Annotated in this window: 16 protein-coding genes; 4 read left to right on the top strand and 12 right to left on the bottom strand. The window is 51.0% G+C overall.

Annotated elements, in window-relative coordinates:
* Window positions 1-338: DDE-type integrase/transposase/recombinase (locus D9A02_RS01050; RefSeq protein ID WP_162932919.1), on the top strand; the 338-nt coding region annotated here is incomplete at its 5' end.
* 232 nt (window positions 339-570) lie between these two features.
* On the opposite strand, the gene D9A02_RS01045 is transcribed toward D9A02_RS01050, so the two are convergent.
* From D9A02_RS01045 to D9A02_RS01035, 3 genes are all read right to left on the bottom strand, one after another.
* Entirely contained in the window at window positions 571-1,221 is a 651-nt protein-coding gene (locus D9A02_RS01045; protein ID WP_120499130.1) for a GntR family transcriptional regulator, read from the bottom strand.
* A 63-nt stretch (window positions 1,222-1,284) separates the two neighbouring features.
* Window positions 1,285-1,551 carry a hypothetical protein gene (locus tag D9A02_RS01040; protein ID WP_162932918.1) on the bottom strand — a complete coding sequence of 89 codons (267 nt, stop codon included), beginning with the start codon at window positions 1,549-1,551 and terminating at the stop codon, window positions 1,285-1,287.
* A 590-nt stretch (window positions 1,552-2,141) separates the two neighbouring features.
* Window positions 2,142-3,305 (bottom strand): aromatic ring-hydroxylating dioxygenase subunit alpha, encoded by a 1,164-nt coding sequence (locus tag D9A02_RS01035; RefSeq protein WP_120499128.1) that lies wholly within the window; start codon window positions 3,303-3,305, stop codon window positions 2,142-2,144.
* Window positions 3,306-3,491: 186 nt separating this feature from the next.
* Between D9A02_RS01035 and D9A02_RS01030 the strand changes: the two genes are divergently transcribed.
* Both D9A02_RS01030 and D9A02_RS19365 read left to right on the top strand, forming a co-directional pair.
* A complete protein-coding gene (locus D9A02_RS01030) occupies window positions 3,492-4,529 on the top strand; it encodes an aromatic ring-hydroxylating dioxygenase subunit alpha (protein ID WP_120499127.1) in 1,038 nt (345 codons plus the stop codon).
* Window positions 4,530-4,804: 275 nt separating this feature from the next.
* Window positions 4,805-4,882 carry a hypothetical protein gene (locus D9A02_RS19365; protein ID WP_367946740.1) on the top strand — a complete coding sequence of 26 codons (78 nt, stop codon included), beginning with the start codon at window positions 4,805-4,807 and terminating at the stop codon, window positions 4,880-4,882.
* Here D9A02_RS19365 and D9A02_RS01020 read toward each other — a convergent pair.
* From D9A02_RS01020 to D9A02_RS00980, 9 genes are all read right to left on the bottom strand, one after another.
* Window positions 4,869-6,386, bottom strand: a complete 1,518-nt coding sequence (locus D9A02_RS01020; RefSeq protein WP_120499126.1) for a trimethylamine methyltransferase family protein — start codon at window positions 6,384-6,386, stop codon at window positions 4,869-4,871. The genes D9A02_RS19365 and D9A02_RS01020 overlap by 14 nt on opposite strands.
* A 120-nt stretch (window positions 6,387-6,506) precedes the next feature.
* Window positions 6,507-8,915, bottom strand: a complete 2,409-nt coding sequence (locus tag D9A02_RS01015; RefSeq protein WP_120499125.1) for an FAD-dependent oxidoreductase — start codon at window positions 8,913-8,915, stop codon at window positions 6,507-6,509.
* Window positions 8,916-8,973: 58 nt separating this feature from the next.
* The gene (locus D9A02_RS01010; RefSeq protein WP_120499124.1) at window positions 8,974-10,989 is read right to left on the bottom strand and encodes an ABC transporter ATP-binding protein; all 2,016 of its coding nucleotides are present in this window, start codon (window positions 10,987-10,989) and stop codon (window positions 8,974-8,976) included.
* Window positions 10,986-11,876: an ABC transporter permease gene (locus tag D9A02_RS01005; protein WP_120499123.1), complete on the bottom strand. Its 891-nt coding sequence runs from the start codon at window positions 11,874-11,876 to the stop codon at window positions 10,986-10,988. The genes D9A02_RS01010 and D9A02_RS01005 overlap by 4 nt, the downstream gene beginning before the upstream one ends.
* 1 nt (window position 11,877) lies before the next feature.
* Window positions 11,878-12,831, bottom strand: coding sequence for an ABC transporter permease (locus tag D9A02_RS01000; RefSeq protein ID WP_120499122.1), 954 nt, complete (start codon window positions 12,829-12,831; stop codon window positions 11,878-11,880).
* Window positions 12,832-12,902: 71 nt separating this feature from the next.
* A complete protein-coding gene (locus D9A02_RS00995) occupies window positions 12,903-14,267 on the bottom strand; it encodes an ABC transporter substrate-binding protein (RefSeq protein WP_216824926.1) in 1,365 nt (454 codons plus the stop codon).
* A gap of 259 nt (window positions 14,268-14,526) precedes the next feature.
* Window positions 14,527-15,192, bottom strand: coding sequence for a GntR family transcriptional regulator (locus D9A02_RS00990; protein WP_301951077.1), 666 nt, complete (start codon window positions 15,190-15,192; stop codon window positions 14,527-14,529).
* Between the two features lie 79 nt (window positions 15,193-15,271).
* Window positions 15,272-15,880 (bottom strand): hypothetical protein, encoded by a 609-nt coding sequence (locus D9A02_RS00985; protein ID WP_162932917.1) that lies wholly within the window; start codon window positions 15,878-15,880, stop codon window positions 15,272-15,274.
* Between the two features lie 6 nt (window positions 15,881-15,886).
* The gene (locus tag D9A02_RS00980; protein ID WP_120499118.1) at window positions 15,887-16,963 is read right to left on the bottom strand and encodes a hypothetical protein; all 1,077 of its coding nucleotides are present in this window, start codon (window positions 16,961-16,963) and stop codon (window positions 15,887-15,889) included.
* A 109-nt stretch (window positions 16,964-17,072) separates the two neighbouring features.
* Here D9A02_RS00980 and D9A02_RS00975 point away from each other — a divergent pair, with 109 nt between their 5' ends.
* Window positions 17,073-18,338, top strand: a complete 1,266-nt coding sequence (locus tag D9A02_RS00975; RefSeq protein ID WP_120499141.1) for an FAD-dependent oxidoreductase — start codon at window positions 17,073-17,075, stop codon at window positions 18,336-18,338.
* Window positions 18,339-18,342 lie beyond the last annotated feature (4 nt).

Raw genomic sequence — 18,342 nt, 5'->3', positions numbered from 1 at the left:
GATTAATGGCCCGCTGGGGCGAGCCCCGCGTTATTGTGACAGACAAACTCCGCAGCTACGGTGCGGCTCTACGCAAGCTTGAGTTGGATGTGGAGCATCGGGCGCACAAGGGATTGAACAATCGTATAGAAGGGTCGCACAGACCGACGCGGAAACGAGAAAAGATACAGGGCAGGTTCAAGTCAGCTCGTCAGGCCCAGAGATTCCTCTCCGTCCATGATGAAACCGCTAACCTGTTCCGTCCATACCGCCACAAGATGACTGCCTCAACCTATCGCCAGAAACGGGCCACCGCTTTCGAACATTGGAACGGCTGCGCCAAAGAACTGGCAGCCTGATACTATTTTCATGCATTGGTTGTTCTTCAGAAAATTAACCTGACAATGCCGGCGGTTGATGTCGGCAGAGTTCTTGCCCACATCGAACTGCCGCAACCAGATAAACCTGCTGAACCGACCATCTACTTCTTAGGCCAGCAAGTTATCGAGCCGGGTGCGCATTTTGCATCGAGATGAGCCGCAAGGCGCAAACGAACAATTTCATTTCGCATCAACCGCCCAAAACTTAAGTCTAGTTGCTGTAGAAATTAGTACCCCAGGCGACATCATCATGCATTGCTTTCGCAACATCGGAAGGGTCCCCTGTGGTCAATGCATCAACCAATCGAACATGTTCGGAATTCCAATTTTCGGCCGGCGAAATAGATTTCTGGAGGCCTAGATGTAGAGAGGGACCAGTTTGCATCCAAAGCTGCTGGATCATGAAAACCATATCCGGATTACCGACTTGGCCATAAATCAAAAAATGAAACCTGTAATTGTCTGCCATGTACGCAGGGAAATCACGCAGTTTTAGATGTGCACCCATGCGGTCACTCAGCCCGGAAAGCTCGTCTGTGATTTTAGTTGTAAGAGAGCTATAGGCAGCTTCAGCGGCGGCAATTTCCAGCAGTCCACGTAGCACAAATAAATCAGTTGCACGTTTGTTGCTCAATATGGGGACATTGTAGGCTTTTGCGGCAGCGCTTTGGATTGCCCTTTCAGAGGCCAGTCGTTTTAATGCTTCACGCACAGGCATCGAACTGGTCCCGAATTCCAAGGCGAGTTTTCGCATTGAAAGTCTGTCACCGGGTAAGTAACCACCTAGCATTAATCGGGATTTTAAATCCTTATAGATGCTGTCAGAAAATGAAAGTTCTTTAGGCACAGGTTGTTCGTTCATAAGGTCTATCTGGCACAAATGGCGCGATTACTGCAACCGCGCCACTTATCCATCTGCTGGTTTTTATGCGGCAGTCCGGGTTTTGGCGGTCGGGAGGACCGCCAAAACCACACATTCCTCAGCTTTTGAACCACCAGCGTTCATAGGCGCGAACATCGGAATGATACTGTCGCCATCATCGCGCGCGATCAGGCTCATTTCATAGTACATCTCGGCGCGCTTCACGTCGTCCAGCTCTGCTTTGGCCTGAAGTAGAAATTCATCAAACTTCTCATTGCTCCAAAAGGCTTCGGACCACGCCATGCCAGTTTGATAAGCCTGCGTGAACATCGTATCTGGTGTCGGGGGCGCGCCCTATTTGGAGAAGATGAACGGCTTTTTCAACCAGACATCCGCCCAGTAACCATCATTGGCTTCGCGAATAGGCTTTAGGGTGACAAAGCCTGTCACGCTCCACCGGTATGTCGATTCCAATAGAAATTTGCGCGACTATAGGAAATGGGCCCTGACATCATGACGGATATGCGGCATATCTCCGAGGAAATTGGTGGGATTCCTCTCGACGAAGACAAAACTGACGACGCCGTTCTCGCGCTCTAGCGTCTGGGTTTACATACCGGCCGCCTCGCCTGAGAGGGATTTGACTGGGACTGCATGGAAAGATTGCACGAAAAGGGCTCATATCTGATCCCGTGGGAAAAGCTCGTTCCGTTTGATTCACCGATGAAGGCTTGGAAAGATCAGTACCCGATGTTCAGCCTTCTGCCGTTTCATATTAGATTAGCGGAGGATTCGACAGTCTCCCGCAATGGGCACTATTGTGGTTGTTCTTCCCGATGGCTGTTTTTGTACTCATTAAAGGGAGGCTATCGCGGCGGAACTGTCGATTTTCGCCGCTAAACTGGCTGATTTGTCGTTTTTTATGGAATCTTACCTGGGCTTTGGACGTGACCCATTTTACGGGCCATGTACTGAATGAAATCCCAAATCGTGCCTTCAAAGTCGTCCGGCGCCAAAGGCCCACCCTGATAGGTGCGGGTTTGCAGTGCCTGCTGCAGGATTTCAAGCTTCTCCTTATCTTCAATATTGAAGGACCGACACAGTGAGACATAGTTCTGCGTCGTCTCCGATTCTGGCGTGTCGTCCTGCCCTGTAACGCCCCAGCGAATGCGCACTTTGTCTGCACCGTCCGGGCGGATAATCATGAACAGAGTGAAATCCGTGCCCATGCCGACCATCAGGTTGGGATAAACCCCATACATGGGCGAGTTATTGCGCTCGAACTCGGTCAGATCAGGATGGAAAGGTTCGCGCGGCGGATAGTCCGGATCATAACAGGCGTGATATCCTGTCCAACCCTCGCCGCTGACCATTTTTTGGCACAGCTTGGTGGGTGTGATTGGATGCAGTGTATTCAGATGTGTGGCGCTGAGGTGATACCCCTCCATGAAGTTCTCAAACAACGCTTTCCAATTGCAATCCCAGACATCCTCTTCCATGTGCACGAGGTGCCGCTGATCTTGATGATAGTTTTCGATGACGACTTCCAGTCCGCCAACGCGCGATGCCAATGAAATGGCGTTGCCCTCCAGATTAACAAACAGCCAGCCCATCCAAACTTCGCTGGCGAATTCTGGCAGCCCACATTTGGATTGATCGAACACCCGTCGCTTTTTCATGTGAGGTGCCACCTTTAAGGCCCCAGCAGTGTCATAGGTCCAGGTGTGGTACTGGCAGATGAACTTTTTGGCGTTGCCTGACCCTTCGGCCACCCGATTACCGCGATGGCGACAAACATTCGACAGCACACGTATGACGCCATCCGTGTCACGGACAGTCAGCAATTGTTCACCAAATAGTTCGGTGGTGAAAAAATCACCGGGGGTGCGCAGCTCACCGATATGTCCAATGCACATCCAATCGCGGCGCAGCACGTCGTTAATCTCTACCTGCAGAAATGCTTCTGAGGTGTAATACTCCGCTGGCATCGCCCAGGCATCTTCATCCGCCAGAGCAGCGCGATCTGCCAGCTCACTATGGAGACGCTCGATTTCAGACAATGGGGCGACATGTTTGTCCAGCATGGAATTCTCCTAAGGTGCACAGGATTGGAAATCTGTCATTAACTGTGATCACATTCTTTGGATTCTTTCAAGTATTATGTTTGCAGATAATGGCGAGTTATGATTATACAAACCTATCAACGAACAGGATCCAAGTAATAATCCGTGATCACGGAAATCCATCAACCAACGCAAGGAATCACCCCCATGTTTTTGAGAAACGCTTGGTATGTCGCCGCTTGGGGCGACGAGATAACTGAAGAACTGAGGAACGTGGCGCTACTGAACGAAAGCATCTGTATGTTTCGTGATAGCAAGGACAAAGTCGTCGCACTTGAGAACGCCTGCCCGCACCGCAAACTCCCGCTGACCAAGGGGCGGCGCAAAGGCGATGCCGTGGAATGTGGTTATCACGGCCTGACCTTTAACGGCACTGGCCAATGTATTCATGCTCCGGGACAGGGCGGCATTCCATCAAACGCTAAAGTTCACGCTTATCCCACTGAAGAACGTTATGGCTTGGTTTGGATCTGGATGGGAAATCCGGCTTTGGCTGATACGTCAGATATCTTCGAGATCGAAAATTTCGACAACCCCGATTGGGGCATGAACCGCGGAAAAGCGCTCGAGATTGACTGCAACTATCTTTACGTGACCGACAACTTGTTGGATCCAACACATGTGGCTTGGGTCCACCAAAGTTCTTTTGGTCAGGCGGCGACAGAGGATACCCCACTGCGTATTCACAAGCGAGATGATGGCATCACGGTCTGGCGATGGATGATGGATGTAGAACCAGCCCCGTTTTACAAAAAAATCGTTGAATTTGAGGGCAATTGCGATCGGCTTCAACATTACGAGGTACGCTACCCCTGTCATGCCCTGATCCGTGCGGTGTTTACCCCTGCAGGGACGGGCGGGATTGGGGGCCCGTTGCATGAAAACACCTTCATTATGGACAGCTACAACTTCATGACCCCGGAAACCGAAGGGCGGACGCGGTACTACTGGTTCCAGCTTCGTAATATCCGCCCCGATGACAACGAGCTAAGTGAGATGATGTCAGAAGATGTCAAACACGCGTTTGAAGAAGACCGGGAAGTGCTGAATGAAGTGCAGAAGGGAATGGCGAACAAGTCCACGTCGCATATAGATTTGAATATCGATGGGGGTCAGCTCCGCTATCGGCGTCAGCTTGAAGTGTTGATTGATCAAGAACGCACCGCGGATGCCGCATTGGTCTAATAGAATGAATACGCTTGCCCAAGCCTCGACTGTTTTGGATCGCTTGGTGGAATGTCGGACGGTACCAGATAAGGCAAATGCACAAATCAACGATCTATGTCGCCCATACGCTTTCTGCTTGTGACGCAATGGTTGTCCGCATCCCATCTCCGCGTGGCAATGTTGATGGATTAATCGCCAGAATTGACCACAACGCAGCTGGTAGCATCATTCTTTCTCGTCATTCAGATGTTGAACCCATAGAGTGTCAAGACTAGTCAGGCGATCCGTTTCGGTTGCGCCAAGACGAGGGTAAATTGTTCGGGCGTGGCACCACAGACATGAAGGGATTCATTGCCATCATGAATGCTTAATCTCCACTTTCCTCCGCGCGACATACGCTTCCAGTTCTTCTTCGACTTCAGGTGCGATGGGAGGTTTTTCATACTCATGAAGTAACTTTTTCCAAACGGCATTCGCCCGTTCAGTCGCCCCTTTTGCACCATCATCCTGCCAAGTTTCAAAATTGCGCCAATCCGACAAAATCGGACTATAAAAGGCGGTTTCATATCGTGCCAAGGTATGAGCTGTCCCAAAGAAATGGCCAGAGGGGCCAACTTCGGTAATGGTTTCAAGCCCGATGGCATCATCGCTTAGATCGACCGGTTCCAACATTGCGGCCTGCATTTGCAACAGCTCCGCATCCAGAATCAGTTTCTCGAACGAACAGGTCAAGCCGCCTTCAAGCCAACCACCGGCATGCATCATGACATTGATGTGGCCCTGAACGCAGGCGTTGATGGACATGTCACTTTCATAGGTTGCCTGTGCATCAACGCAAGCAGAAGCTGTTGTATTTGATGATCGGATGGGCAGGCCATAGCGCCGCGCCATCTGACCAGAGATCATAACCGATTGCGCATATTCCGGCGTTCCAAAAGCAGGGGAGCCGGTTTTCATGTCCACATTCGATGTAAAATGCCCGTAAAAGGTCGGCGCACCACGGCATGCGGCTTGCCCCAACACAATCCCGGCTAATGCTTCTGCATTCTGCTGCACGAGAGAGCCACCGATAGTTATTGGGCTCATGGCCCCAGCAAGCGTAAATGGCGTGATATGCACGGGCTGTCCAGCGCGGGCAAATTCAATCACCGCTTCGGCCTGTCCATCATCAAACAGGAGCGGAGAGTTTGTATTAACACCACCCAATATCCCCGGCTTTTCCCGTAACCCGTCATCATCGGTTTGCAACGCAATCTTAGCCATTTCGATGCAATCTCGCGCACGGTCGGCTGTATTCATCCAGCAGGGTTGCCAACCTTTGTCACATAGAGTCGTTTGAGCCAGCATCATATCCAGATGGCGCGTTTCTGGTGGTAATTCTAGCGGTTCGCATCCCGCCCCGCCCTCATGATGGAAAATGTTCAATGAGGCCGAGAGCTTTACGAAATTACGCATATCCTCAAGCGTACCTGCCCGACGACCACGATCGAGGTCAGACACAAATGATGGTCCGCAAACTGTGGCAAATGTTAGAGAGTTCCCGCCAACCGAAACGGTTTTCTCAGGGTTGCGAGCATGAATGGTGAACTCTGATGGAATGCCGACAAGCATTTCTTCGACAAGGCTCGGATCAAATCGAACTAACCCGGTTTCTCGATTAATATCGGCTCCGATCTGCTGAAGCAAATCAAGCGCGACGCTGCTATCAACCTTGATGCCGATATCACGCAATACTTTCAGACTTGCATAGTGAATAACTTCGACCTGATCTGAAGAAATCAGTTCAGCCGGTGCGATAGGATTACGCACCTCGCCAAACGGGCGTTGAGTGAATCCGGTGTTACGAGGTTGGCGGGTTGAGCGGCGGCGGGACATTGGTTTTCTCCTGTTTGGGGTCTTGAGGTGCGTAGTTACGCACCGAAACCCCGACCCAAGTCTCTTCTCTGACGATCCTATGTCTCATCCGACCCTCCTACTCCCGCAGCCTGGCTTGGCTCAGGCGCGCATACGGCTGCCTGATGGGTCAAACAACGGTTTTGGTTGCAAGCTTGCCGCACGATGTTGCCCCAAAATTTCCACAGTGTAAGCGCCACCTTCACTGTAGGCATCCGGTGTGACATAGCCAAGCGCGATGTGCTGTTCAGTGACGGGACCCCAACCGCCTGAGGATACGTATCCCACAGGTTTTCCATCCAGAAAAATCGCTTCATCCCCCCAAATCGCATCGGCATCCGCCTCTACTGTCAGGGTAATGGGCCGCTCGCGAGCCGGTTGATAATTCAGGGCTGCCTCACGCCCAACAAATTCACCTTTGTCGAGCTTTACGTGATGCATCATACCGCATTCATGTGCAAAATAGTCCGATGTCAGTTCAAGGCCCCAAGCTGCGAAGCTTTTTTCAAGGCGCAGCATCATCAGGCATCTCAACCCACACAGTGACAGATTGTGGTTATCACCCTCTGCACAAAGTGCATCAAACAAGGCGGGCTGGTCTGCGCGCGGCAGATACAGTTCATATCCTGTCTCACCAGTATAAGAGACGCGCAACGTGATGACATTGTTGATACCTGCAAGCGTCACCTGATCCGTATCAAGAAAGCGAAATCCCTCGCTGCTCATGTCATGATCGGTCAATGTCGCAATTAACGCCTGTGCATTCGGCCCTGCGATACTGAGACCCGCCAACTCATCAGACAAGTTGCGTAACGTGACCCCTTCTGCTGGCAGGTATTTGCGGAAATGCCGCAGATAAGCCAATTGCATCGCATAGGTGCTGACAAGCAGATAGCGATCACCAAGATTGGAAATAGTGAAATCCCCTATCACCTTGCCTTTGTCTGATAGCATAGGCGACAGGCACACCCGCCTTGGTTTCGGCAGTCGATTGGCCATGATATGGTTAAGCCATGCCTCTGCACCCGGTCCAGAGACCTCAAACTTTGCCATGTCCGAAAACTCGAACAATCCGACCGCAGAACGCAAGCGTTTGCCTTCTTCGGCTACTGGCCCCCACCAGTTGGGCTGGCGATAGGTAAGACTGTCTTCGGCCGTCACTCCTTCGGGGGCAAACCATGTCGCGTGTTCGCTGCCGAACCCAGTGCCAAACACAGCGCCTTTGGCCGCAAGCTTATCGTGCACCGGAGACATCGCCTGCGGACGCGCTGCTGGAAAGCTTTGATACGGAAATATCTTTTCTGATCTATTTTCATAAAAATATCTGGTCATCTCTTCGGTGTATTTCTGTGTGGCAAAATTCCCGAACCGTGCAACATCCCAGTTGAATATATCGATCTCAGGTTCGCCTCCGATGATCCACTCAGCCATCACTCGGCCAATTCCGCCACCTTGATTGAACCCGGCCATGACACCGTTGGCACAAAAGTAGTTGCGCAACCCAGGGTGCGGGCCGATCAACGGACCAAGATCAGGAGAGAAAATCATTGGTCCATTGATCACCCGCTTCACCCCCGCCTCAGCGAGGCAGGGCATGATCTCTACCGATTTTTCAAAGTTCCATTCCATGCAACTCAAATCATCCGGCAGCAGTTCGTGTCCGAAGTTCAACGGAGTGCCTTCTTTTGCCCAATGGGTACAGACGTGTTCATAGGCACCAAGCAACATTCCCATGCCTTCTTGGCGAGCATAACATCCAGTTTCATTGTCGTTAATCTGAGGCAGCTCAAAACCAAGCTCTTCAATCAGCGGAATGTTTTCAGTCACCAAATAATGATGCTCAACTGGCATCAAGGGCAGTTCAATTCCGGCCATACGGCCCACCTCACGCCCCCAAAGACCTGCTGCATTGACAAGGTACTCGGCGTGAATCGTGCCATTTTCTGTTACCACATCCCATGTTCCATCAACACGCTGAGTTGTGGCTATAACAGGGTTGTAGCGGTGAATTTTTGCCCCCAGCTGGCGTGCGGCTGCAGCAAAGGCCTGGGTTGCCGAAGCCGGGTCAACATGCCCACCTTCCTCTTCCCAGAAAGCGCCAATCATGTGTTCAGTATCTAGAACCGGCACCTTTGCTTTCGCTTCTTCAAGTGAGATAAAATGCCCTTCAATTCCAAGTCGCCGGCATGCGCTTTGCATAATTGCGTTGCTGTCGATCTCATCTTGAGTACGACAGACATTCAAGCCGCCAGTAAAGTGAAAGCCGCAGGGCTGCCCACTTTCTTCTTCCAGTTCGCGATAGATTTGGAACGTATAGCGGTGCATCTCAGCCGCAGAGTTTGGTCGCACTACGGTGAAAAGCCCGCCCGCAGCGTGCCAGCTCGATCCCGAAGTCAGTTCCTGACGCTCTAATAGCGTTACATCCGTCCACCCGTTTTTAGCCAGGTGATAAAGGATGGAGCAGCCAACGACGCCGCCTCCGATTACTACAACTCTTGCTGTTGATTCCATGTCATCCACGCCTATTTTTTATCAACTGTGATCACAGATTTAAATAACGCGCAAGCATCTAAATGCTCTGTAGCTGACTTTCTTTCAGATGGCAGAGAATCTCATGCGGATTATCCGCTCCGAGTGCGTTTCCGGGGCGTTCAGAATCGCAAATCTCTCCGATCCGGTGGGCACATCGACGCTGAAACGGGCATCCCTTCGCAGGGGGTGACAGTTCGGTAACGTCATCAGCAAGAAGTATGGGGGCTTTGTCCGGATCAGGTTCCAAAGCCGCATTCAACAACGTTGATGCATAAGGATGGTAGGGCTCAGCAAACACGGATTCTGCTGATCCCAGTTCACACATGCGCCCCTGATATAGCACCATAACTTTGTCGGATATTGCGCGAACCACAGCAAGATCGTGGCTGACAAAAAGTAATGCTGTTCCGGTTTCCGCCTGAAGGTCAACTAGCAAGCTGAGGACAGCCGCCTGAACTGACACATCCAGTGCAGATGTGACCTCGTCACACAGGATCAGATCCGGGCGCGCGGCAAAGGCACGGGCGATACCAATCCGTTGCTTTTCACCACCACTCATCTGAGATGGCAGTTTCCGCAAATAAGATGCCCCGAGGCGCACCTGATCCAGCAGATTAACCACGCGATTACGTAAAGCCTGCCCGGCAAGTCCTTCATAGAGTTTCAGCGGGCTGCCAATGATTTCTTCAACAGTTTGGCGTGGATTAAGCGAGAGGTCAGGATTTTGGAAAACCATTTGAAATCTGCGTTTTTGGTCCTTTGTCCGGTTATCGAGGTACGGCGGCAATGTCTGTCCGGCCCGATCCAGAATCCTGCCCTGACTTGGCGGCACAAGTCCGGAAATTGCCTTTAAAATCGTCGACTTCCCCGAGCCACTCTCACCCACTAGGGCCAATGTTTCACCGGCACGAATTGTCAGATCAACCCGATCACATGTCGGTGTCGGACGAGGTTTTCCGGTCAGGCGATCGATCAATCCTGGCTGATCATAGCGAATCTGCACGTTCTCCAAGGTCACGATTGGTTCACCAAGTGAAACCTGCTCTCGCTGGGTTGATTCGGGCATCGCCGCACCCTGAACGATTTTCTCAGCGTGGTGGCAGCGGACAACATGGCCGCTGCCTGCAGGCCGCGAATTCGGCTTGGTTTGTGTGCAAATGTCAGTGCTATGCATGCACCTAGGGGCAAATAGACAGCCCCCGCTACGCTGATCCGGAGCGGGGGGACGCCCTTCCAGCGACGCGGGAATGGCCGCATCAGAAAGCTTTGGAATCGAAGCAATCAAGCCCCGAGTATAAGGATGCACCGGTTTACGTAGAACCTCAGCCACTGGTCCATCTTCGGCGATTTCACCTGCATAAAGAACAACTACACGGGTGCAAACACGCGCGATGACACCCAGGTCATGACTGACAAAAACCATTGCCAAATTTCGCTCGACACGGAGCTGCGCCAAAAGTTCAAGAATATGGGCCTGCGTCGTCACATCCAGGCCTGTTGTCGGCTCATCCAGTATCAAGCCATCAGGTTCACCGGCCAGCGCCATGGCGATCGCTACGCGTTGTTGCTGTCCACCCGACAATTGGTGCGGATATCGCTCAAGTATGACTTCCGGGTCCGGCAGACGTACCTGCGATAGAAGTTCCACCATGCGCGCTTGGCGATCAGTAGTTGCAACGTCCGAATGAAGCTCCAAAGCTTCGATCAGCTGCGCCGAAATTCGTAGGTTTGGCGATAAGGCTTGCCCGGCATTTTGTGGGATTAGCCCAAGGCGGCCGCCACGTAACTTTTGCAACTCGGCAAGCGGAAGGTCAAAAACAAAGCTACCTTCAAAACTTGATGATCCTTCAAGAACTTCTAGACCGCTACCCAAAAATCCCATCATGGACAGGGCGATTGTGCTTTTTCCGCTGCCAGATTCACCGACCAATCCAATGGCTTCACCAGCGCGAATTCCAAGATTGATATCACGGACAATGTTAAACTCACCATTGTTCAGCGGTATTCCGATGCGCAGATCCCGCGTTTGCAGTAGCTCAGGTAAATCCTTCATCCCCCGATCCTCGCGCGATCTACGCCAAGGGCCTTGGCCAAGGCATCAGCAGAAAGGTTGAGGCCGATAATCAAGGTGCTGAGCGCGATCATAGGTGCCGCGACGGGCCATACAGAAACCGACATGAAATTTCGTGATGACGCAATCATCAGGCCCCAATCAGGCGTGGGTGGAGTTACACCGAAACCAAGAAATGACAATGCGCTAAAGGTCAGTAGCATCCAACTCCAGCGCATGGCGCCTTCAACCAACACCACGTCCAATACATTTGGCAGCAGTTCTTTGATCACGATTGTGACCTTCCGCTCGCCGCGCGTACGAGCGGCGGTAATGTAGTCCTGTGCCACCACATCAAGTGTTGCCGCTCGTATGATGCGAATGATTGCCACGGCGTATAGGAACCCTAATGTCAGGACCATTACGAACGTGGCAGTGCCAAAAATAGCAACAATCAAAAGCAGAAGAAGAAGCCAGGGAATGGCCAGAAACGCATCGACAACGCGCATCGCTATGTCATCAATCGTGCCACCAATGAAGCCGAGTAAAATTCCCAGGAAACCGCCCAGTAAAAGTGCCAGCATGGTCCCGAAAAAAGTTGTAATCAATGCTGGGCGCCCGCCCAGCATTGTGCGTGTCAGCACGTCACGGCCAAGATTGTCGGCACCCAGCCAGTGTTCAGCACTCGGCTTGGCAAAGATTGCAGCTGCATCCTGTGCCGCGAAATTATGAGACACGAGCAATCCCGCGAAAACCGCAACAAACAGATGAATAAACAAAAGCGTCAATCCAGCTTTGCCAGATGGCTGCCGCCACATCGCGGCAAAAACCTGAATCAGACGTATATGGAGTGGTGGACGCAGGTCGGTTTCGGTGGCCTCAACGGTCATCTCAATGCCCTTTCAACGTGCGAAGTTTTGGATTGAGCATGAGTGTCGCAATATCCGCCGCAAGGTTCAGGCCCACATATATGCTCGCAAGAACCAGTGCGATCCCCTGTACCAAAGGCAGATCACGATCGCCGATGGCATCAACGATCAGACGGCCAATGCCCGGATAGTTAAACACCACTTCGATCACAACAACTCCGCCCAGCATCCAGGCAATGGTCAACGCGATTAGATTGATCGTAGGCACCAACGCATTTGGAAGGACATGACGACGGATCATTTTCCAATATGGCACACCTTTAAGCTTCGCCATCTTTACATATTCACTGCCCATCACATCAATTACACTGGTTCGGACCATGCGCATAATATGGGCTGTCATAATTCCGGCCAGCGCGATGACGGGTAAGATGATGTCGCCCAGAAAATCGCCCAAAGGTGCTGTCGGCCGCGTAATCACAATCCCGGGCAGCCACTTCAACCAGATCGAAAAGATGAGGATCAACACTGTGCCCATAACAAACTCGGGGATTGTCATGATAATAATTGCGAATGTTGAAAGGCCGATGTCCAGCGGGCGATCGCGCCACAAACCTGTGACGACACCCAGAATAATCGCGAGCGGAATGCCAAGCGCGCAGGCGGATAGCCCTAGCAGCAGAGTGTTTCTTAGACGAATACCGACTAATTCGGCAACCGTATCTCGGCGTGCCATCGACTGACCCAGATCACCATGCATGGCTGCGCTAACCCATTCGACAAAACGTTCGACGGCAGGTCGATCCAGGCCAAACTCTTCCTGACAAAGAAGCAATCGGTTTCCTTTGGCCGCGCGACCTAAAAATGATGTGCAGGCATCACCCGGCAGCGCTTCGACCGCAAGAAATACAATCGTGACAACAATCACAATTGTAAAAGCAGCAAGAACAAGCCGTTTTAAAAGTAGGTTTAGCAAACGCTATCCAAACATTTTGGCTTGCTGCAGCTCACTTGGTGGAAAGCCGCAGCAAATTTCACGATACTGGATTATTCTTTATTGATGAGATGCCAGCGCGTGTGTTGTTCGTCGATCTCATCAAAGCCAGATACGCCATTGCCAAGCACCCGTGTAATATTCAGGTGGAAGGGGATCATAGTTGCGCCTTCTTTCCACAGCAATTCTTGGGCCTCGCCATATAATTTTGCGCGTTCCTCAAATGTGGGTGCACTGCGTGCGGCATCAAGATTGGCATCAAAATCTGCATTGCTGTAGCGAGATTCATTCCAAGACGCGCCTCCTCTGAAGGCTTCGTTCAAAATTTGATCGGCCGGACGTGCACTCCACCAGGACAGAAATGCCGGGTCCTTCATCCATACATCACTCCAGTATCCATCAGAAGGGGTCATATTAATGGAAACGTTGATACCTGCTTCAGCAGCTTGCTGCTGATAGACCTCGGCAATATTCACCCAATGCTGATCAAGATCGGATGTACTGATCTCAATATCTATTCCGTCTGGGTAACCCGCCTCGGCCAACAAGGCCTTTGCTCCTTCGATGTCCTGCTCGCAACTCAAGTCAGCGCGATATTGGTCTGCAGGAAAAACCGGATTGTCACAGCTAACTGTGCCTCCATTCGGACCGACCACCAGTTCTGCCATAGCCTTGCGGTCGACAACCATCCTCAGTGCTTTGCGAACGCGCGGATCGTCATACGGTGCTTCGCGCACATCAAACGATATTCCCTTCCAATCCCCAGCCGAGTAGGACTGTGTCTGAAACCCTGGGTTATTTGCGAAAAGCGGGGCCTGCTGTGCATTTACTGACAGCAGCCAGTCGATCTGGCCACCCAGCATGGCTTGCACACGAGCCTGAGCATCGGCAATCCCAACGATTTCGATCTGGTCCAGCTTGGGCGCGCCTTCCCAATAATCCGGGTTGGCGACAAGGACTGTCGTGCCTTCAGCATCAAGAGTTTCCAGCTTGAATGGGCCAGTACCAACTCCAGTTTCAGCAAGCTCTTCGCCCGCTTCGGACGGTACCATACGAACCCGGTAATCGGTCAGAAGCAGGGGGAAATCAGCATGAGCGTTATTTAGGTGAAACGTAACGGTGTGATCGTCTACAGCCTCAACTGAATCGACAAGCGCTAGCGCGGATGCAAGTGGAGATTCATTGGCTGGGTCTTTAATTCGATCAAACTGTTTTATCACATCCGTTGCGTCAAATTCCGTTCCATCGTGAAATTTTACGCCTTCACGCAGTTTGAAAGTCCAATCGGTGGCATCATCTGAAGCCTCCCAACTGACAGCAAGCGATCCCTCTGGACGGCCATCAGGCGCAATACGAACTAATTTGTTCTGCGTCGCGAGGATTGCATAGTAGAATCTGCTTTCGCTGATTGGATCCATACTTTCTGAACCACCCATACCTATCGGATGGGCGAATCGGAAAGTACCCTCTGCTGAGGCGGACGCAGTGAATAGTGATAGTGTAGAAATCGTGCAAATTGCGGATGTTGTTAAGATTTTTGAGAGAGGTTTCATTTTAGTTTCCCTGCATTTTTTGTGATCAAATCTGTGATCACACTTTTGATTAATGCAAAGCTGCCCGACTGGAATGTGCAAGTCAAGGAATTCTGTGATCTCAGATTTTATCTATGGCTAGGACTCAGTTACCTGGCGATGGTTCATGATCCTGAAAATAAGCAATTCCCCAACTTACATCGGCCTCGATCAGCTTACGAACCTTCCGTTTGTCTCCTGCCTCAAATGCATCAATGATATCATGATGTTCATTTGCCCAATCTGATCCTGGAGTGAAATCTCGTATTGCGCGCCCCATCCAAGGGCCACTTCGCGCATATAGAGCCTCAGCCATTTCCGATAGATCCAAGTTTTGCGTTGCCCGGTAAATCAAAGAATGGAACTGAAAATTATTCAGAAGAAAATCATGTGCGTTCAGTCTGCCCCAGGCATCGTCCATGGCAAACGAATATTGTCGTAATTGAATGAGATCCTCTGCGGTCAGATGATCCATCGCCAACTCTGACCCCGCCCCCTCTAACGTTGCACGTATAAAGAAAATATTTGTAGCTTCCTGTAGAGATGGATCTGGTACGCGGTAGGCTCGCTTTGCTGAACCACGAAGCGCATTTTCAGTTTCCAGTCGCTTCAAGGCTTCTCGAACCGGCATGGTGGACACGCTGAAATCCTCGGCCAGCTTGCGGATTGAGAGGCTGTCATTGGGGGCCAAATCGCCAACAATCAATCGCATACGCAGGTCTTGATATATTGCTTCACTAAGGCTGTTATTTTCGTGTGGAATTACATTCACAGATGCACCAAACTTTCTGATCTAGTTTTAGGAACATCCTAAAGCGCAATCTCCTGATTAACAAACTTGTACTGCCATGCTAGGCCTCTGTGGGCTTGCCAGTTAAGCCAATTGTGTCGCCTAGCTCGATTCCCAAAGCATTGGTAATTCGGGCCCAATACGCGAAAGATGCAGCAATCTGTGCTATATAACTGATGCTAGTGTCGCAAAATCCTACTGCACGAAGTTGATCAATGTCAGTGCTGGAAATTTGTTGTGGTGAGAGGCTTAGCTTTCGCGTGAAATCGATGGCGACACAGGTGGCTGCCGGCAACCCTTTGACCTTAGGTTCACTATCGTACAACGAACGAAGGATCGTCGAAGACTCCTGTCTATTTCCATAGTGATGTTCAAAATTTTCGCCATGGTTTAGCGCAGCATACTCACTACCGCACAAGATCGATACATATGTTGCTATCAATTCGGACAGCCATGGTTCCAATGGCGAAGATTTATTATGTAGTAAGGCCAGATAGTGGTCATCAGCGGGTTTGATCACGCCCGGCGTCAAAGACATCGCCTTATAGAGGTTTTCAACTACCCCATCCGGGCCGGCCACATGTGCATATGCCTTTGCAACATCGCCAGTAGCATCCTGCTCCTCAATACACTTCACCCATGCCACAGATTTGTTCGGCACTTTACTCAACCTTTCTCACATTCCAATATCAAGACGAACATCGGATGTTAGATTTTTTTGCCCATTGGCATCAAGCATTTCCCGCATGTCTGGCCGATCAAGAAAAACAAAACGCCCGTCTTTCCAGATCCACTCATCATCAAAGGAAATACTAGCGTCAAAAAGCTGTATCGCAAGATCACCGGGATCTTTGCCTGCCGCATGGATATGCGTGTATCTGGGTGATCCATATGCCACCGTTCCCCACCGTTCCAGATCATCATGCGGATTGCCTTCGAAGAACGTAAAAGGATTAACCCCTGTATGCCATGAATTTAGGCGAAACGGCTCACCACCTGTAATTCCTGCAGCCCGTATGCATTGCTCCTGAAAGGTTTGTATTACTCCAGCGTCACCATCAAAATCGGTCATCAAACCATCATGCACGTCGGCAAGTATTGGCGATGAAATGTTCAGCACACTATCATCATACGCACGTGTAGAGCTGGACAAGGTAAAATCACTTATTTTCAACGTACCATTTAGGTTCCGAAAACCTATGGGTGGGAAAATCATTGTCGGAAACAACTTGAGCGAAAATGGAACGAAGTCGGATTCGGTTTCAGCCTGACTAAGATCACTTGTCATGTCGGTACCACCCTGACAAGTGATCCGGTAATGTGTCGCGGCGGTGATTACTTCGATCAGTTTTTCCAGAGTACGTTCGGTTATGGAGAAGTTGGCTGTGCCAAAGGAGGCGGCCAGATGACGACGCGTCAATATATATGTCATCACATTTCGCCCTGCCCCGAGGGATGGCAGAAACCGCACTTGATCACCAAGCCGTGAGAAAAAAATGGTGATGTCCGTTTCTTCCATCGCTCGAAGAACGGACTCAGGAAACTCGTTTGCCGATGCGACGGGTTTCGCCAGAATATGAGTTGCTTGCAATCCCATTCGTTCAGCCGCGCGTGCGACATCACCTGCCAATTCCGGTTCAAAGAATGTATTTTCACCGTCTTCCCCAACGATCAGTATTTTTTCATCAGGTTGGGTTTTGGCGCAGTTCATCAGGAGGTTTCGCACACCCATCTGAAAATCAGAATCATTCATGACATATCCAGTTTGCAATTGACTCGCTCGAAGATATGCACAATCTGAGATCACAGATCAAATTAAACATACACGACAAAGGCAATCAGTTCAGAAAATGCCGAAACATATGACATATTCAGGCTTATCTTTAGCCCGGCATGCGGTCACAGGGCAACGACACTGGCCAGCCATCCTTCCCGATTGCGATCTTGGTGCTTCATATGATGTTGTCATTATCGGCGGCGGTGGACACGGTTTGGCAACGGCATATTATCTTGCGCGGCAACACGGAATTACCAATGTCGCAGTGTTCGAAGCGGGATGGATCGGTGGAGGTAATACCGCGCGAAATACCACAATAGTACGATCTGATTATCTTCTGGATGCTAGCTTTCAACTAAAAAACAAGGCGCTTGGGCTTTGGTCTTCACTTAGTCAGGATCTCAATTTCAACCTGATGTATTCACCCCGTGGTTATGTGGATCTAGCCCATTCAGACGGCGAGTTGGAACATTTTACACTGCGTGCCAACGCAATGAACCTTAACGGCGCACAAGATGGAGCACAGGCCGATATCCTTGATCTTGCTCAACTTCAAGCCCGTGTGCCTCAACTGGCTTTGAACGATGATGATAGATTTCCTGTATGTGGCGCACTGGTGCAGGAGGCCGGTGGTGTTGTCCGCCACGACGCTGTCGCTTGGGGTTTTGCTCGCCAGGCCGCCGCCGCAGGAGTTCATGTTTTTCAGAACTGTCCAGTCACCGGTTTTAATATAGAAAACGGCCGTCTTCAGGGTGTGCGGACAAAGCTGGGCGATGTGACATGCGGCCAAGCAATGATTTCTGTTGCCGGGGCATCCGGGCAGGTGACCGAATTGGCCGGTTTTGCGCTTCCGTTGAGCCCAGTGAATGTTCAGGCCTTTGTTACTGAACCCGTGAAACCAGTTCTTGATTGCGTAGTAAATTACAACGCCGGTCTAAGCTATGTCAGCCAGACCGACAAAGGCGAATTGGTATTGGGTGGGGCAACTGATGGGTATCATTCGACTGCCCGACGCGGCAGTTTTGATGCGATTGAGAACACGCTTGCACGTGCGGTGCAGATGTTTCCCTTTCTCAGCCGTCTTCGACTCATGCGCCACTGGTCGGGCACGGCTGACATAACCATGGACGGCAATGCTATCATGGGTGACACACCGGTGGCTGGGCTGAAAGTTAATGCCGGTTGGGGATATGCAGGGTTCAAAGCGACCCCCGCCGTAGGTCATGAGATGGCAAAGATGCTGTCAAGCGGCACAACGCCAGATCTGATCACTCCCTTTGCGTTAGAGCGGTTCGAAACAGGCGCACTAATCGATGATGGGGGGATTGGCCCTTATCCCTGGCTCCACTGAGGAT

The organism is Roseovarius sp. EL26, assembly GCF_900327775.1.
Lineage (GTDB): Bacteria > Pseudomonadota > Alphaproteobacteria > Rhodobacterales > Rhodobacteraceae > Roseovarius.
Note: the sequence above shows the minus strand (reverse complement) of the source record. Positions and strands in the feature narration are given on the sequence as shown.

Excerpts from the sequence above, each read along its gene's own strand:
- D9A02_RS00980 (WP_120499118.1), bottom strand. The coding sequence starts at position 16,963 with ATGAATGATTCTGATTTTCAGATGGGTGTGCGAAACCTCCTGATGAAC.
- D9A02_RS01010 (WP_120499124.1), bottom strand. The coding sequence starts at position 10,989 with ATGAAGGATTTACCTGAGCTACTGCAAACGCGGGATCTGCGCATCGGA.
- D9A02_RS00975 (WP_120499141.1), top strand. The coding sequence starts at position 17,073 with ATGACATATTCAGGCTTATCTTTAGCCCGGCATGCGGTCACAGGGCAA.
- D9A02_RS01040 (WP_162932918.1), bottom strand. The coding sequence starts at position 1,551 with ATGTTCACGCAGGCTTATCAAACTGGCATGGCGTGGTCCGAAGCCTTT.
- D9A02_RS00995 (WP_216824926.1), bottom strand. The coding sequence starts at position 14,267 with ATGGATCCAATCAGCGAAAGCAGATTCTACTATGCAATCCTCGCGACG.
- D9A02_RS01015 (WP_120499125.1), bottom strand. The coding sequence starts at position 8,915 with ATGGAATCAACAGCAAGAGTTGTAGTAATCGGAGGCGGCGTCGTTGGC.
- D9A02_RS01020 (WP_120499126.1), bottom strand. The coding sequence starts at position 6,386 with ATGTCCCGCCGCCGCTCAACCCGCCAACCTCGTAACACCGGATTCACT.
- D9A02_RS01045 (WP_120499130.1), bottom strand. The coding sequence starts at position 1,221 with ATGAACGAACAACCTGTGCCTAAAGAACTTTCATTTTCTGACAGCATC.
- D9A02_RS01035 (WP_120499128.1), bottom strand. The coding sequence starts at position 3,305 with ATGCTGGACAAACATGTCGCCCCATTGTCTGAAATCGAGCGTCTCCAT.
- D9A02_RS01005 (WP_120499123.1), bottom strand. The coding sequence starts at position 11,876 with ATGACCGTTGAGGCCACCGAAACCGACCTGCGTCCACCACTCCATATA.
- D9A02_RS01030 (WP_120499127.1), top strand. The coding sequence starts at position 3,492 with ATGTTTTTGAGAAACGCTTGGTATGTCGCCGCTTGGGGCGACGAGATA.